Consider the following 15510-nt stretch of genomic DNA (forward strand, 5'->3'; position numbering starts at 1 on the left):
ACCTGCAATTATCTTTGATTGGCATCTTGCTCATCACGACATCAAACCCGCCGGGAAACCGGCGGGTTTTTTCGTGTGTCCCGAAACCGGCATGGCCCGATGCGTGCCCTGTGGTTGTGCAAAAACTTAAATTGGTATAGGTACAGCCTGCTGCGACGCAGCAACGAACAGGATGGTTTGGGGACCCCTGTCGCCGCACGGATCGGCTGACGGGAAAAGATGACCGTCCTGATAACTTCCTGCCAGGACGGGGGACAGCCTTGATCGTCCGGGCATACGGATACGGAGACTTTCTGTGAATAGCGATTTTCTTCCGCGTTTGCGGGCTGAGTGGCTTGGCAACATTCGCGGTGATGTGCTTTCGGGCCTTGTGGTGGCACTCGCCCTCATCCCGGAAGCCATTGCCTTTTCGATCATTGCCGGTGTTGATCCCAAGGTCGGGCTTTATGCCTCCTTCTCGATTGCAGTAATCACCGCGATCTTTGGCGGACGTCCGGGCATGATTTCGGCGGCAACGGCGGCAACGGCTGTTCTGATGGGGTCGCTGGTTCGTGAACACGGGCTGGATTATCTGCTGGCCGCCACCATTCTGGCTGGCGTGATCCAGATGTTGGCAGGCGCGCTCAAACTCGGCAATCTGATGCGCTTTGTCTCCAAATCCGTGATGACCGGCTTTGTGAATGCGCTGGCGATCCTGATCTTTATGGCGCAGTTGCCCGAACTGATCGGGGTTTCGAACATGACCTATGTGATGGTGGCCGGTGGTCTTGCCATCATCTATCTGTTCCCGCGCATCACCAAAATCATCCCGTCCCCGCTGATTTGCATCATCGTTCTGACCGGTATTTCGCTGTTTATTGATGCCGATCTGCGCACGGTCGGCGATATGGGCGCGCTTCCCGATGCCTTCCCGGCAATCTATCTGCCCGATGTGCCGCTGAACCTTGATACCTTCCTGATCATTCTGCCCTATTCGGCAGCGGTCGCAGCGGTTGGTCTGCTCGAAAGTCTCATGACCGCCCAGATCGTTGATGATCTGACCGACACCACGTCAAACCGGACCCGTGAATGCTATGGTCAGGGGATCGCCAACTTCTTTACCGGCTTTATCGGTGGCATGGCCGGTTGTGCGATGATTGGCCAATCGGTGATCAACGTCAAATCGGGCGGCCGTTGCCGTCTGTCGACCTTCCTTGCCGGTATCTTTCTGTTGATCCTGATTGTGGTTCTGGGGGATCTGGTCGCGATCATTCCGATGGCGGCACTTGTTGCCATCATGATCATGGTGTCGATCGGGACATTCAGCTGGTCGTCGATCAAGAACCTGCGCGAACATCCGCGCAGCTCGTCGATCGTGATGCTGGCCACCGTGATCACGGTTGTCGGATCGCACAATCTGGCGATTGGTGTTCTGGTCGGGGTTCTGCTGTCGGGCATTTTCTTTGCTTGGAAGATCGCCCAGATTTTCCGTGTCACCAGCACCCTTTCGGCTGACAACACGCATCGCACCTATGAAGTACGCGGTCAGATTTTCTTTGCCTCGGTCGAAGATTTCACCAAGGCATTCGATTTCCGCGAAGCCCTTGATAAGGTGACGATTGATGTCAGCCACGCGCATATCTGGGACATTTCAAGTGTTGCAGCCCTTGATATGGTCGTGCTCAAATTCCGTCGTGAAGGTGCCGAAGTCGAATTGATCGGTCTCAATGAAGCCAGCGAGACAATCGTCGATAAACTGGCCATCCACGACAAGCCCGGCGCACTTGAACGCCTGATGGGCCATTAAGGCCACCGCAAAAGGGAAAAGGAAACGATCAATGACCCATCTGATCGCACTGATTGACGGTTCAGGCTATTCGCAAAGTGTATGTGACCTTACCCGCTGGGTGGCGGAACGCACCAATGCATCCATTGACCTGATGCATGTTCTGGGCCGTCGTTCGGTCGGCTCCGAACCAACCGATCTGAGCGGCAATCTGAAACTCGGTGCGCGCACCGCACTTCTCAAGGAACTGGCCGATCTTGACGAGCAGAAAAACAAGCTCGAACTCAAACGCGGCCGCCTGCTGCTTGAAGAAGCCAAAACGGGTCTCGAAGATGCCGGTCTTGCCAATGTCGGCACCAAGCTGCGCCACGGGGATCTGATCGAAAGCATCGCCGAGTTCGAAAATGACGCCGATCTGATCGTGGTTGGCAAACGCGGCGAAGCCGCCGACTTTGCCAAAATGCATTTGGGGTCGAACCTTGAACGGGTTGTCCGTGCGGCCAAAAAGCCGGTTCTGGTCGCATCACGCGCTTTCAAGCCGATCAACAAATTCCTGATCGCCTTTGATGGCGGCGAAAGTGTCATGAAAGCCGTGCGTCACATCGCAAGCGGCAAGCTGTTCACCGGGCTTCCCTGTGTCTTGCTTTCGGTTGGCAAACCGACCGACACCATGCAGGAAAAACTTGATGAAGCCGCCGCCATCCTGCGCAAGGCGGGATATAGCGTCGATGCCGGTTTTGCATCGGGCGAACCCGAAGACGTGATCAAGGACAAGATCGAAACCGACAAGATCGATCTTCTGGTCATGGGGGCCTATGGCCATTCACGCATTCGCAACCTGATCATTGGCAGCACCACCACCGAAATGGTGCGCTCCTGCCAGGTGCCGGTGATGATGTTCCGCTGATAAGCGTCACCACTCGCACGACCCAAAACCATCTTGATGCCCCTGTCTGATTGCCGACAGGGGCATTAATTTTATCAACATGGTGTCCTAAATCGCGTTTCAGGACGCCAAACCCCGCAAATGCGCGCTTTCCTGACCTTCAAGTCATCGACATGAAAGGTCTGCCACCATGCGCTTTGCGTTATGCACCGTTTTCATTCTTCCTCTACTGATCGCAATACCTTCTGTCGCTTTTGCCAGCGATATCGGATTTGCCAAATTCTCCCTTGTTGCCAACGGACCCGATCAACGCGACCTGTCTGGCGTGATCTGGTATCCGTCACGTGATGACACGCCCGAAGAAACAATCGCCGAAAACATCGTATTCCATGGTGAAAAGGCACGCCCGAGTGCCACACCGCTGCCCGGATCCTATCCACTGGTTGTTCTGTCTCACGGTTTTGGTGGCAACTGGCGCAATCAGGCATGGCTGGCCACCGAACTTGTACGCAACGGGCGAATTGTCGCTGCCCTCAATCACCCGGGCACCACCAGCAAGGACCTGCAAGCCCTCGACGGGCGGATGCTTTGGAAACGCCCACAGGACATCGCGCAGTTAATCACCTATCTCACCGGTCATTCCGACTGGTCGTCCTTGCTCAGGACAAATGATATTGCTGTTATCGGGCATTCACTGGGGGCCTGGACGGCACTTGCAATTGCCGGTGCACGCACCGATGCCAGTCGGATGCTGGCCGATTGCCGTAACCATGCCGATCTTGCCGCATGTGATGTGGTTGCCGATTTCGCCATCGGTCACAGCAAAACCGATCAACAGCTCCTCGCACAATCTCTTCGTATTACCAATGTCTCACGGGTCGTCAGCCTCGATCTCGGGCTGGCACGCGGCTTTACCCCCGAAAGCCTGTCAAAAATAGACATTCCGGTTCTTCTGATCGCAGCAGGAAGCCCGAACCCCGGCATTCCCCATGCCATCGAAACCGGCTATCTGCGGCCATATCTTAATGCCGCCTCGACCGAGTTTCATCTGATCGAACAGGCCGCACATTTCAGCTTTATGCCACGGTGCAAACCGGGTGCGGCCCGCTTGCTCGACGACGAAGTTCCCGGTGACGGGGTGGTTTGCCGCGACGGGGATGGCACCCCGGATGACACACGCCAAATCATCCATCACCAAACCGCCAGGCTGATCATCGACTTCCTGGATCGCACGCACTAGCCACCCACAAGCCATGAATTCCAGGCACAAATCACGGCACGGCCCAATCATCAGACAAATAAAAAGCCCGGCAATTTCCTGCCGGGCTTTTGTCACACCATTTCGATATCCGGCCTAGCGCAGGATGAAACGCCCCAGATTGGAATTGATCTGGCGTTCCAGTTCGCGGTCCAGATCCATCAAAAGGGCGGCTGTCGCGTCGTAAATCGCCTGTTCGCGTTCGGCAACCGACATCGATTCCGAAAGCGTGCGTGACCGCGATGCCATCGCCTGGACTTCGCCTTTCTGCACACCATTGGCATCCATCAGTTCAAGCTTGGCTGCGACCTTGAGTTCGATCTTGTCGGACTGGTCATCGGTAAACACGCCCTTGATGCCTTTGGTGGTCTTGAGCGCGTTTGACGTGATTGATGCTTCGGTCACCGAATAGCGCAGCATATCGCTGGTACCTGCGGTCTGAAGACGGTCATCGGGCCAGTTCATCGCCATTTTGCCAAGGCTGAATGGCAGATCCGACGCAATCGATCCGTCTTCGGTATTGCTCCAGGCGGCAACTTTTTCAATCGGGCCTGCGGCAAATACGATCGGCGTAAGATGGCGCCATGTCACATCGGGGTAATTTGCCACCGGTGCGCTGGTGCAGGCTGCCATCAGGGCAAGTGCCGCACCCGCAACCACGGTACGCAGACCATTGATGGACAATAGCTTCATGACTTCAAACTCCCTTGCCTCTGACTTCGATGCCTAAATTAACCTGTTGGGCGGCCATGTAAAAACGCCACCACAAGCTTTATAGCCATGGTGACGTTGCATGATGATTAAGGCAAGGCTATGACGCGCCCGATACCTGTTATTTCACATGATGGCATGTGTTCGGGCATCTGATCCGTCAGGCAGACGGGCTGTCTTCTGCCGTGCTGTCTTCTGCCTTGGCGTTTGCATTGGCGTCGTCGGCCTTAAGGGCGCGCAAGTCATCCTCGTCAAAGCCATAACGCGTATTGCAGAACTGGCACGAAACACCAACCTCGCCGGTATCTTCCTCGCGCATCGACAGAAGTTCCTCAAGCGGATAGGTAACCAGCGCACCTTCGATCTTTTCGCGCGAACAACGGCATTTGAACCGAAGATCGGACTGCTCATAAACGCGCGGTTCCTCGTCATGGAACAGACGCCAGATCAGGTCATGGGCCGACAGCGAAATATCCACAAGCTCGTTCTCGGTCGCACTCGCCATCAGGATGGTCGAACGGTTCCAGTCCTCGGCAACCTTTTCGGCCTCTTCCGGGGTGGCGGCATCGCCCGATGCACTGACCGGCATTTTCTGCAAGAACAGACCGCCAACCCACCAGTCGGCATCGGTTTCACCCCGATGCACTTCAAGCTTGAAGGCGGTTTCAAGCTGCTCGGACTGGCGGAAATAGGCTTCTGCACATTTGGCAAGGGTCTCGCCCTCAAGCGACACAATCCCCTGATAACGTTCATGTTCATCGCCCTGATCGACGGTAAAGGCAATATGCCCGCGTCCCATCAGTTTAAGAACCTGCCCGCGCAGGGCTTCCTCGCCGCCGTCTTCCTCGGCAATCATCGCCGAAAGGCGTTCTTCATCGACCCGAAGACAGGCACGCACATTGCCGTCACTGTCAACATCGACCACCATCATGCTGATCGGCCCGTCCGAGCTGGTCTGAAGGGTAAAAAGCCCCTCATATTTCAGCGACGACGACAGCAATACCGCAAGCCCGATGATCTCGCCCAGCAGATGATTGGCAAGCGGCGGGTATTTGTGCTGACCGATAATGGTCTGCACCGTCGGTCCAAGGCGCGTAAAGCGGCCGCGAATATTGGAATGATCCAGCGTGAATGGCTGGCAAAAATCGACAGCGATCTGCATGTTCGGCTTCCGCGTGGTTAGGTGTTTGGGGCCGTATAACAAGACAAGCCCCCGATTGTCGAGGCGCGTTAACACAACGCTTTACCCGACCTCTGACAGCATAACAAAGGGCGGCCAAAGCCGCCCTTCAAATTCGATCTGCCTTATTTAGGCGCAAGGATCAGGATGGCAAGCCGTTAAAGCAGTATAACAGAACCCCTTTCTGCGCATGCAGGCGGTTCTCTGCCTCGTCAAACACCACCGATTGCGGCCCGTCAATCACCTCGTCGGTGACTTCCTCGTTGCGGTGTGCCGGCAGGCAATGCATGAAGATCGCATCATCCTTGGCCTGGGCCATGGTTTTAGCATTGATCTGATAGGGTGCCAGGGCTGCCATGCGGGCATCGTAATCTTCATCACCCATCGAGACCCAGCAATCGGTCACGACCACATCGGCCCCTTCAAGCGCACTGTCCATATCAGTCAGACGGACCTGGCCGCCCTGTGCATTGGCATTTTCAATCAGGCCCTGATTGGGGCGATAGCCAACCGGGCAGGCCATATCAAGCGCAAAGCCGAATTTCGGCGCGGCATGGATGAACGATGTCGATACATTGTTGCCATCGCCAACCCAGGCAAATTTAAGGCCTTCAAGCTTGCCCTTGTGTTCCTTGATGGTCATCAGGTCTGCCATGATCTGACACGGGTGGCTCTGATCGGTCAGTCCATTGATCACCGGAACCGTGGCATATTGCGCCAGTTCAAGCAGCTTGGACTCATCAGTGGTCCGGATCATGATCGCATCGACAAAACGCGACAGAACACGTGCGGTATCGGCAATGGTTTCCCCGCGGCCAAGCTGGCTGCTTTCGGCATCAAGGATCACCACATCACCGCCAAGCTGGCGCATGCCGACTTCAAACGAAACACGGGTCCGGGTCGACGGTTTTTCAAAAATCAGCGCCAGCGTCTTGCCGGCAAGCGGCTTGACGCCAAACGGGGCATTGCCGGCCTTTTCGGAATCGCCAAGGGCGAGAATATCTTTCAGTGTTCCCGACGGCAGTTTGTCGAGATCAAGAAAATGACGAATATCAGTCATGGTTAGTCTTCCTTCCTGCGCCCTTATTTCGCCAGGGCTGCGGCCGCTGCTTCAATGGCAGCAAGCGCTTCGTCAACATGGGTTTTGGTGATGTTGAGTGGTGGCAACAGACGCACCACATTATCGCCGGCCGGAACTGTCAGAACATTGAGCTCGCGCAGCTTGGCAACAACATCGACATTGGTCGGGACCGTTTTCATCCCCAACAACAGACCCATGCCACGGATTTCCGCGATAAAGCCCGGATGTTTCCGGGAAATGGCCGCAAGGCCGTCGCGGATCAATTGGCTCATGTCCAGAACATGGTCCATGAAGCCGGGTTTCAAAACTTCGTCCAGCACGGCATTGGCCGCCGCCATGGCAAGCGGATTGCCGCCAAAGGTCGTGCCATGCATACCGGCCGGAAGGGCCGCGGCCGCCTTTTCGCTCGCCAGCAACGCCCCGACCGGGAAACCACCGCCAAGGCCCTTGGCCGAGGAAATGATATCGGGGATCATGTCCGACCATTCATAGGCAAAAAGCTTGCCCGTCCGGCCAACGCCGGTCTGAACTTCGTCAAACATCACCAGCATGCCGAACTCGTCAGCCGCCTTGCGCACACCTTCAAGATAGCCTTCCGGCGCACGGCAAATGCCGCCTTCGCCCTGGATCGGCTCCAGAAGGATCCCGCCGGTATTGGGCGTGATCGCGTTGCGCAATTCATTAAGATTGCCATAAGCAACCCGGTCAAAGCCGTCGGGCATCGGCCCGAAACCTTCGCGGTACTTGTCGCTGTAACCAGCCGTCAGCGTACCAAGGGTACGGCCATGAAACGCATTGGTCGCAACCAGAATACGGTTCTTTTCCGGATGCCCCGACACGTGCTGATAGCGGCGCAGCATCTTGATGCCCGCCTCGTTGGCCTCGGCCCCGGAGTTACAGAAAAACACCGTATCGGCAAAGGTATTGGCCACCAGACGTTCCGCCAGCTTTTCCTGCCCCGGAATACGATACAGGTTCGACGTGTGCCAGACCTTGCCGACCTGCTCGGTCAGCTTGGCAACAAGATGCGGATGCGAATGGCCAAGGGTATTGACCGCAATACCCGACCCGAAATCAAGGAATCGTCGGCCGTCCTGCGCATAGAGATAAGGTCCTTCACCTTTCTCAAAGGCCAGATCGGCCCGCGCATAGGTCGGCATGACGGGAGTAATCACTTCTTTATTCCTCAATTAGGGTAAAAATCGGTTTGTTGACCAGTTGGTCAACTCCGGCAGAATACCGGGAAGCCGGGGAGTATCAAGAGATTCCTTGACCCTGTCAACGCCGCAAAACCCCTTAGAAGCGGGGCCTATCCATTTGCCCGTTCGTTTGTTTGCCAATGCGGCGCGAAATGAAAAAGGACAGCATCCGCTTTCGGAGGCTGTCCCTTTGAAGAAATTTTGCGTTTCCGCGGCTTTTGGCAGGTCTTTATGCCTTGAGCTTGTAGCCGCTTTTGATCATGCGATAGCACAACAACCACAACACCGCATTGACCGCCGCAAGGACAATCACACCGGTCATGATCGTGCCATCCGACATGCCCGTAAAGCCATAGCGGAACCCGTCAATCATGTAGAAGAACGGATTGAAATGCACCAGAATCTGGCCCGCTTCGGGCAGGTTCTCGGCACTGTAAAATGTGCCTGACAGGAACGATAACGGGGTAACGACAAAGTTGGTCACGACCGCGATATGGTCAAATTTCTCGGCCCAGACACCACCGGCAATGCCAAGCAGCGACAGCATCAGCGATGCGGAAATCCCGAAATACAGGATCGCCCAAAGATTATGGATGCTGACATCGACAAAGAATGCCATGGCAATGGCGGTTGCCAGACCAACCACAATCCCGCGGGTCACCGCGCCAAACGCGAAACCGGCAACCATTTCACCGGCCGATAACGGCGGCATCAGCACATCAACGATATTGCCCTGGACCTTCGAGATCATGATCGAACTCGACGTATTGGCAAATGCGTTCTGTGCCATGGTCATCATGATCAGACCCGGCGCAAGGAAGGTGGCAAACGGAATGCCATTGACGGTTTCGACCGCACGACCAAGTGCAAGCAGAAAGACCGCCAAAAACAGCAGACTGGTAATAACCGGCGCACCAACAGTTTGCAGATGAACATTCAGGAACCGGCGGACTTCTTTGGCATAAAGTGTCCAAAGACCAAGCCAGTTGACCGCGCCCATCTGACGTGGGGCTAACTCTTTCATGAAGTTTCCTTCGGAAAAATGCAGACAATTGCGCGTAAAATAGGGAGAGTGGGGGCATCCTTGCAAGGGTGCGTATTCATTCATTTTGTCTGATATGGTCAATAAACAGCATCAAAGCCCGGAAACACTGGCCTCTGACGGCGCATCGCCGTCTGGCGGAAACGCGCGCTTTACCGGAAATAATGGCAAAAATGCCAAAGACAAAAGACGCGAACCCAAACGTCCGCGCCGGGTCACCCGTGACTATTTGATGAATTATGCCACCTGGTATCTCGAACGGTTTGCCGCATCGCGTGCCCGGCTTGAAAAGCTGATGCGCGGTAAAATCCGTCTTTCGGTTGCCGAATATGGCACCGACCCCGAAGAAGCCGTGCAATGGATGAACTCGGTTCTGTCTGCCTGTGAAAAGGCCGGCTTCATCAATGATGATGCCTATGCACGCGGTCGTGCCAGATCGCTACTGCGCAAGGGCAAAGCCATGCGCGTCATTGCCGCTGATTTATCAGCACGCGGTATTGCATCCGAACAGATTGATGACGCCATCCGCGATCTTCGCGCCGAGGCCGATCAGGCCGCCTATGAAGAAGTGCGGGGCACGGACCCCAATATTGCCGCGGCGGCCGCCTATGCCAGACGTCGGCGCCTTGGTCCCTGGCGCCGTCCTGATATCCGCGAGGAAAAGCGCGAAAAGGACATGGCCGCCCTGGCCCGGCAGGGTTTTGGCTATGACACCGCCACCCGCATCATCAATAGCGACCTTGATGAGCTTAATGATCTGCTTTCAATGATCGACGGCATTTGATCGCAACAGCAAAGCTGTTTATGACTGGCTCAAACGCCTCCTAAAACATCATGATACGGAGAACCCACAAATGATGGTCCGCATCTATCACAATCCGCGCTGTTCGAAATCGCGCCAGACCCTGGCCCTGATCGAGGAAAAGGGCATCACGCCAGATGTGATTGCCTATCTCGACACCCCGCCAACCCCACAGGAACTTGCCGGCATTCTTGATATGCTGGGCATGAAACCCGAAGATATCGTCCGCAAGAAAGAGGCAAAGGAAGAAGGCATCGCCGATCTGCGCGGGGAAGAGCTGATCGAAGCCCTTTGCGCCCATCCGCGCGCCATCGAACGTCCGATCGTGGTCAATGGCAACAAGGCCGCACTGGGCCGCCCGCCGGAAAGCGTTCTGGAAATTCTGTAAGACCGCAGCAACGCGGCAAAATTCCGTAATTTCAAACGCCTGTGCCACATCGGCACGGGCGTTTTTCGTAATTAATAAAAGTCCAATACCCTCACAGGCATTATGTCTTGCAGATAACGTCAGATCAAAACACCTGTGGGGAGGTCGTTGATGATTGCTGCATTTGCCCTGATCCTTGTTTGCCAGCTGTTTGGCGAAGTGGTCTCGGAACTGTTTGACCTGCCGGTGCCCGGTCCGGTCATCGGAATGGTTCTTCTGTTCATCGGGCTTCTGGTCAAACGAAAACCGCCCAAGGTTCTGACAGATGCCGCCGACAATCTTCTGATCCATTTTTCATTGCTGTTTGTGCCGGCCGGGGTTGGCGTCGTCACCCAGATTGACCGCCTTAAAGGCGACTGGTTGCCGATTGCCGCCGCCCTGACCATCTCGACCCTTCTGACCATGGTTCTGACCGCTCTTCTGATGTCAAAGCTGTTCCCGAAACAGGATACGGCAGAAAAGGCGGAGGACGCGCAATGAACGAAGCCGATATCACCCAGCTTTGGGTCTATCTGTCGGCCAAGCCGCTGACCGGACTGACCATCACCCTTGTTGCCTATGCTGTTGGCTTCTGGCTCTATCAGAAAAGCAACCGCAACCCGATCTGCAATCCGGTGGTGATCGCCATTGCCTTGATTGCCCTGTTGCTCAATGTCACGGGCACCCCCTATGCCACCTATTTCGAAGGGGCACAGTTCGTCCACTTTCTGCTGGGTCCGGCAACGGTGGCACTTGCCGTGCCGCTGTTCCGTCAGACCGCGACCCTTAAACGTGCATTGCCGGTCATTGTGTTCGGGGTTCTGTTCGGATCACTGGTCGCCAGTGCCAGCACGGTCATTCTGGCCTGGGCATTGGGTGCAAGCCCGGAAACGCTGGCATCACTTGCCCCGAAATCGGTCACGACCCCGGTTGCCATGGGCATTGCCGATGAAATTGGCGGTGTTCCGGCCCTGACGGCTGTCTGTGTGATTGCGACCGGCATTGTCGGGGCGACGCTTGGCCCGATGGTCATGAACAAGGCCCGCCTCAAGGATTGGCGCGCACGCGGATTTGCCATGGGGGTTGCCGCCCACGGGATCGGCACGGCCCGCGCGTTTCAGGTCAATGAAACCGCCGGCGCCTTTTCCGGTCTGGCGATGGGCCTCAATACCATGGCCACCGCCCTGACCATCCCGTTCCTGTGGCACTGGATCTTTGGCTAGGACATCTCGACCAACCCGAACTGCTTCCCCCGGACGGCTTACCCGGACGCCGTCCGGCGATATGCATGGCAAGGCATGGTACGATCACGGGTGTCATTGTTAACCGCTTGCCTCTATCATTGTCGTTCTTGACGTTGCACCGGCTGGTGACAGTCGCGCAAATCACAAGGGAACGCGATGAAAATCAAAGTCTTTGGCGAACGCAATACCGGAACCAACGCCCTGATGACCGTAATCAGGGGCAATTCCAAATCCGTGGTTCTGCCAAGTGTTCTGGCCGAAGTATCCCCGCAAGCCCGGCAGAATTTGGCAATCATGATGCGGATGGGGATTTCGACCAAGGGCAAAGAACAACTTATTGATGCTGCCTTCAAGGGCCGCCCGATTCTGGAACAATGGAAACATGCCGCGACATATTTTGATGTCGCGACGGTCAATGACGACGTCCATTTTGTGTTTACGGTACGCCATCCGCTTTCATGGCTGATCGGTCTGTTTCAGAAACCCTATCATCTGCTTGTTGAAAAGCCGGCCAGCCTGATTGATTTTGCCAAAATGGACTGGGAAACAGTCGGTCGCGACAATTTGCCGAAAAAAACCTATAAGCCGCTGGAACTATATGCGGCAAAGCTGCGATCCTATCGCGACCTGATGGACAAGCTCGACCACAAGGGGATCGGCTATACCGTCATCAAATTCGAAGATTTCGTCACAGATCAGATGCAGGCTTTCCAAACGCTAAGCCCCCATCTTGACGCCCCATCCGGCATGTTTCGGGAACTGACTCGATCCACAAAGGAGGCCCGCAAGGATTCCGCATTCTATCGGAATTATTATGCCAACGAAGTCTGGCGCGATGAATTCCCGGACATCAACAAGGTGCGGCTTCCCGAAGACGGCGATATCTTCACATCCTTCGGCTATGCGCCAGACACCTGATCAGATCAGCCATAAAAAAGGGTGGGACTTGGCCCACCCTTTTTTCGTTTGTCAGATTGATCACGGTCCGAACCGGCACCTGCCGGTGGCCGCAATTTAGCCTGCGCGCAATTGCGACAGGAAGTCCGATACGGTGCCCTGCAAGGTATCGATCTGTTTTGCAAGGGCGGCCACATTGGTATCCAGTTCACCGGCAGCCGCACCGCTATTGGTCGCGGCTTCGTGGATTTCGTCAATATTGGCAACCACTTCTGTCGATCCGGCAGAAGCACTGGTCGCGCTATTGGCGATTTCATTGACTGCGGCGTTCTGTTCATTGACCGCGGATGAGATACCGTTGGCAATTTCGCTGATCGACGAGATCGTCTGTGTGACTTTCTCGATCGCCTCGACCGTTACCTTGGTTTCATCCTGAATGGCACCGACCTGCTGGGCGATGTCATCGGTGGCCTTGGCCGTCTGGTTGGCAAGGTTTTTGACTTCCTGTGCAACCACAGCAAATCCTTTGCCTGCTTCGCCCGCACGGGCCGCCTCGATCGTCGCATTGAGCGCCAGAAGGTTGGTCTGGGCTGCGATGTCGTTGATCAGGCTGACAACCTCGCCGATGCGTTCTGCGGCTTCGGCAAGACCGCCGACCATTTCATTGGCCCGCGATGCTTCACCCACAGCGGTTTCGGCAATTGTCGTCGATTCACGGACCTGCCCGCCAATCTCGCTGATCGATGCCGACAATTCTTCGGTCGCGGCTGCAACGGTCTGAACGTTCCGTGCCGAATCATTGGCCGCATCAGAAACCTTCTGGCTCTGACTGACCGAATGGTTGGCCGATTCCCGCATTCTTGAGGTCGACTGCATCATGCCGCCGGTTGCTTCACGCACCGATGTCACGATCTGGCCAATCGATTGTTCAAGTTCAACGGCCAGACGGTTGCGCTGATCGATACGCTCCTTCTCGGCCCGTTTTTCGGCTTGTGCACGGGCTTCCTCGGCTTCTTCGATCTTCGCGGCCGTTTCACGCCAGCGCACCAGACCGTTGGCAATCGAACCGATTTCGTCCTTGCGATCGACAAAGGAAACTTCCTGGCTGAAATCACGATCAACAAAGCGCGAAATCGTCTGGCTCAGAACCCGAAGCGGGCCAAGCTGCCAGCGCAGCAACAGGAACAGCAAAACCGCCGAGGCCACAGCCACAATCAGACCGACCACCGCGATACGGATGGCGATTTCATCGGAAACCGCAACGACGTCTTCCTTTTTGATCCCGACATACAGGATGCCCAGCACATCCCCGGCCGGGCTCATGATCGGGCTGTATTGCGTGATATATTCAGTCCCGAGAATAAGCGCCTCACCCCGGAAGGTTTTGCCTGACATGATCGGCTCATAGGCAGCACTGCCTTTGCCAAGCATCGTGCCAACTGCACGATTGCCATCAGGCTTGATGATATTGGTCGATACCCGCACGAAGTCCTGTTCTGCCGGTACATAGGCAAAGACTGTCGCGGTTTCGCCGGTAGCGGTACCAATACGATCAATCAGTTCATGGGATGACAGGTCGGGGATTTCATTCATGATCAGGTTGGATGTCTCGCCATCCTTGCTGATCGTCATTTTGAAATCAGGATTGGCATCCTGAAGCAACATCGCGGCAATGCGCAGGTTAAGCTTCTGCGACGCGATGCTGTCGGCTGCGACTTTCTGATCGACGCGTTGCATGATCAGAATACCCAGCAAGATTATCCCGCTCATCAAAATAAGAACGGCGGCAAGCGCAACTTTCAAAACCAGACTTTTGGACATGCTCTCTCACTCTTCACCATCACCGGTAAAAAAGAGGCTGCCAGTGAATGGTTTCTGTTCACATTTCACGAAGGTCTTAGCGCCAGGATTAGATTCCTTATAAAATGTACAATAACACAATTAATATTTATGTATAATTAATTAGACCATTGAATAGTCACATCAATTTGCGACTGCCTTGCATTGTCCCGCACCTTGTTCAACCCGCCGAAAACTGCGTTTTTGACGACCTTGAACAGCTTCTGGCGCACCGCGCAGGCGCGTGGCGAAACCAAAATTGAAACGATACAAAACGAAAAAATTCGACCGACGTGACGCACAAACGAGTCTTGGGGCATGCCCCCGGAGTCAGCTTTTGAGTCAGCCTTTGCGTCAGCTCTTGGGTCGGCTTTCCGGGTTAAATCTGGGGGTAAATTCTTGGGCTCCGTTTTCGGAGCCAGTTTCAGGACCGGGCCCTAGTAATCGACCTTGACGAAATACAGCCCGTCTGCCGGGGCGGTTGGCCCCCCCGCACGGCGATCCTTGGCCTCAAGCGCTGATTTGACGTCAATCGGCTTCCAGCTGCCCTTGCCGACCAGAACAAGGGTGCCGACCATATTGCGCACCTGATGATGCAAAAAGGACCGGCTTTCGGTAAAGACCCGGATTTCAAGCGGGTTTTCCGCACTGCGTTTGATTTCAAGTTTTTCCAGCGTCTTGATCGGGCTTTTGGCCTGACATTCGGTTGCCCGGAACGTCGTGAAATCAAAGGTGCCGATCAGATGTTGGGCGGCTTCGTTCATCGCATCGATATCAAGGGGCTTGTATATCCCCCAGGCCAGCCCGGCCTCAAAGGTCAGTGGCGCACGGCGATTGATGATGCGATACATGTAGTAGCGCTTCTTTGATGAAAAGCGCGCATGGAAGTCTTCTGTGACTTCCTCGCATTCCTTGATCGCGACCGGATCGGGTTTGAGGTGATGGTTGATCGCATTCATCACGGCTTCTGCCGGATAATATTTCGGCAAATCGAAATGCACCACCTGACCAAGGGCATGCACCCCGGCATCGGTCCGGCCCGAAACATAGACGCGCACGAATGTACCGGCGAATTTTTCGATCGCGGTCTCAAAGACCTTCTGAACCGAAATCACTTCGTCCTGGTATTGCCAACCGTGGTACGGGCGGCCGTCATATTCGACGGTACATTTATAGCGTTGCATCACCGATACAATTATC

15 protein-coding genes are annotated in these 15510 nt (G+C 55.3%); 8 read left to right on the forward strand and 7 right to left on the reverse strand.

From position 1 onward, the window contains the following. The first annotated feature begins 295 nt into the window (after nucleotides 1-295). From SIB88_RS00605 to SIB88_RS00615, 3 genes are all read left to right on the forward strand, one after another. Nucleotides 296-1786 (forward strand): SulP family inorganic anion transporter, encoded by a 1491-nt coding sequence (locus SIB88_RS00605; protein WP_170310196.1) that lies wholly within the window; start codon nucleotides 296-298, stop codon nucleotides 1784-1786. Nucleotides 1787-1817: 31 nt separating this feature from the next. Further along, nucleotides 1818-2672 carry a universal stress protein gene (locus SIB88_RS00610; RefSeq protein WP_412559066.1) on the forward strand — a complete coding sequence of 285 codons (855 nt, stop codon included), beginning with the start codon at nucleotides 1818-1820 and terminating at the stop codon, nucleotides 2670-2672. 169 nt (nucleotides 2673-2841) lie between these two features. Further along, on the forward strand, nucleotides 2842-3891 hold the full coding sequence (locus tag SIB88_RS00615) for an alpha/beta hydrolase family protein (protein ID WP_412559067.1): 1050 nt from the start codon (nucleotides 2842-2844) through the stop codon (nucleotides 3889-3891). 114 nt (nucleotides 3892-4005) lie between these two features. Here SIB88_RS00615 and SIB88_RS00620 read toward each other — a convergent pair whose 3' ends face one another. From SIB88_RS00620 to SIB88_RS00640, 5 genes are all read right to left on the reverse strand, one after another. Further along, entirely contained in the window at nucleotides 4006-4602 is a 597-nt protein-coding gene (locus tag SIB88_RS00620) for a hypothetical protein (RefSeq protein ID WP_101246900.1), read from the reverse strand. A gap of 178 nt (nucleotides 4603-4780) precedes the next feature. Beyond that, nucleotides 4781-5782 (reverse strand): Hsp33 family molecular chaperone HslO, encoded by a 1002-nt coding sequence (locus SIB88_RS00625; protein WP_412559068.1) that lies wholly within the window; start codon nucleotides 5780-5782, stop codon nucleotides 4781-4783. Nucleotides 5783-5942: 160 nt separating this feature from the next. Beyond that, a complete protein-coding gene (argF, locus tag SIB88_RS00630; protein ID WP_101246898.1) occupies nucleotides 5943-6860 on the reverse strand; it encodes an ornithine carbamoyltransferase in 918 nt (305 codons plus the stop codon). 23 nt (nucleotides 6861-6883) lie between these two features. Continuing rightward, on the reverse strand, nucleotides 6884-8041 hold the full coding sequence (locus SIB88_RS00635; RefSeq protein WP_101246897.1) for an aspartate aminotransferase family protein: 1158 nt from the start codon (nucleotides 8039-8041) through the stop codon (nucleotides 6884-6886). Nucleotides 8042-8309: 268 nt separating this feature from the next. Next, nucleotides 8310-9104, reverse strand: coding sequence for an ABC transporter permease (locus SIB88_RS00640; RefSeq protein WP_101246896.1), 795 nt, complete (start codon nucleotides 9102-9104; stop codon nucleotides 8310-8312). Nucleotides 9105-9198: 94 nt separating this feature from the next. Here SIB88_RS00640 and SIB88_RS00645 point away from each other — a divergent pair, with 94 nt between their 5' ends. The 5 genes from SIB88_RS00645 (at nucleotide 9199) to SIB88_RS00665 (ending at nucleotide 12492) form a co-directional block, all read left to right on the forward strand. Then, on the forward strand, nucleotides 9199-9906 hold the full coding sequence (locus tag SIB88_RS00645; RefSeq protein WP_412559069.1) for a regulatory protein RecX: 708 nt from the start codon (nucleotides 9199-9201) through the stop codon (nucleotides 9904-9906). A 70-nt stretch (nucleotides 9907-9976) separates the two neighbouring features. Beyond that, nucleotides 9977-10312 carry an arsenate reductase (glutaredoxin) gene (gene arsC, locus SIB88_RS00650; protein ID WP_412559070.1) on the forward strand — a complete coding sequence of 112 codons (336 nt, stop codon included), beginning with the start codon at nucleotides 9977-9979 and terminating at the stop codon, nucleotides 10310-10312. A gap of 150 nt (nucleotides 10313-10462) precedes the next feature. After that, nucleotides 10463-10831 (forward strand): CidA/LrgA family protein, encoded by a 369-nt coding sequence (locus tag SIB88_RS00655; RefSeq protein ID WP_412559071.1) that lies wholly within the window; start codon nucleotides 10463-10465, stop codon nucleotides 10829-10831. Further along, a complete protein-coding gene (locus tag SIB88_RS00660) occupies nucleotides 10828-11553 on the forward strand; it encodes an LrgB family protein (protein WP_101246893.1) in 726 nt (241 codons plus the stop codon). The genes SIB88_RS00655 and SIB88_RS00660 overlap by 4 nt, the downstream gene beginning before the upstream one ends. Before the next feature lie 177 nt (nucleotides 11554-11730). Next, complete coding sequence (locus SIB88_RS00665) at nucleotides 11731-12492, forward strand: hypothetical protein (RefSeq protein WP_412559072.1); 762 nt, start codon at nucleotides 11731-11733, stop codon at nucleotides 12490-12492. Between the two features lie 96 nt (nucleotides 12493-12588). Here the strand turns inward: SIB88_RS00665 and SIB88_RS00670 are convergent, their stop codons facing one another. Continuing rightward, entirely contained in the window at nucleotides 12589-14292 is a 1704-nt protein-coding gene (locus SIB88_RS00670; RefSeq protein ID WP_101246891.1) for a methyl-accepting chemotaxis protein, read from the reverse strand. A gap of 455 nt (nucleotides 14293-14747) precedes the next feature. Then, on the reverse strand, nucleotides 14748-15494 hold the full coding sequence (gene truA, locus SIB88_RS00675; protein WP_412559073.1) for a tRNA pseudouridine(38-40) synthase TruA: 747 nt from the start codon (nucleotides 15492-15494) through the stop codon (nucleotides 14748-14750). Nucleotides 15495-15510 lie beyond the last annotated feature (16 nt).

Origin of the sequence: Thalassospira sp. MIT121401 (assembly GCF_047125595.1) — a bacterium.
Taxonomy (GTDB): Bacteria; Pseudomonadota; Alphaproteobacteria; order Rhodospirillales; family Thalassospiraceae; genus Thalassospira; species Thalassospira povalilytica.

Bases quoted from the DNA above. Each gene is read 5' to 3' on its own strand.
- SIB88_RS00610 (WP_412559066.1), top strand. From the start codon at position 1,818: ATGACCCATCTGATCGCACTGATTGACGGTTCAGGCTATTCGCAAAGT.
- SIB88_RS00615 (WP_412559067.1), top strand. From the start codon at position 2,842: ATGCGCTTTGCGTTATGCACCGTTTTCATTCTTCCTCTACTGATCGCA.
- SIB88_RS00620 (WP_101246900.1), bottom strand. From the start codon at position 4,602: ATGAAGCTATTGTCCATCAATGGTCTGCGTACCGTGGTTGCGGGTGCG.
- SIB88_RS00625 (WP_412559068.1), bottom strand. From the start codon at position 5,782: ATGCAGATCGCTGTCGATTTTTGCCAGCCATTCACGCTGGATCATTCC.
- argF (WP_101246898.1), bottom strand. From the start codon at position 6,860: ATGACTGATATTCGTCATTTTCTTGATCTCGACAAACTGCCGTCGGGA.
- SIB88_RS00635 (WP_101246897.1), bottom strand. From the start codon at position 8,041: ATGCCGACCTATGCGCGGGCCGATCTGGCCTTTGAGAAAGGTGAAGGA.
- SIB88_RS00640 (WP_101246896.1), bottom strand. From the start codon at position 9,104: ATGAAAGAGTTAGCCCCACGTCAGATGGGCGCGGTCAACTGGCTTGGT.
- SIB88_RS00645 (WP_412559069.1), top strand. From the start codon at position 9,199: ATGGTCAATAAACAGCATCAAAGCCCGGAAACACTGGCCTCTGACGGC.
- arsC (WP_412559070.1), top strand. From the start codon at position 9,977: ATGATGGTCCGCATCTATCACAATCCGCGCTGTTCGAAATCGCGCCAG.
- SIB88_RS00655 (WP_412559071.1), top strand. From the start codon at position 10,463: ATGATTGCTGCATTTGCCCTGATCCTTGTTTGCCAGCTGTTTGGCGAA.
- SIB88_RS00660 (WP_101246893.1), top strand. From the start codon at position 10,828: ATGAACGAAGCCGATATCACCCAGCTTTGGGTCTATCTGTCGGCCAAG.
- SIB88_RS00665 (WP_412559072.1), top strand. From the start codon at position 11,731: ATGAAAATCAAAGTCTTTGGCGAACGCAATACCGGAACCAACGCCCTG.
- SIB88_RS00670 (WP_101246891.1), bottom strand. From the start codon at position 14,292: ATGTCCAAAAGTCTGGTTTTGAAAGTTGCGCTTGCCGCCGTTCTTATT.
- truA (WP_412559073.1), bottom strand. From the start codon at position 15,494: ATGCAACGCTATAAATGTACCGTCGAATATGACGGCCGCCCGTACCAC.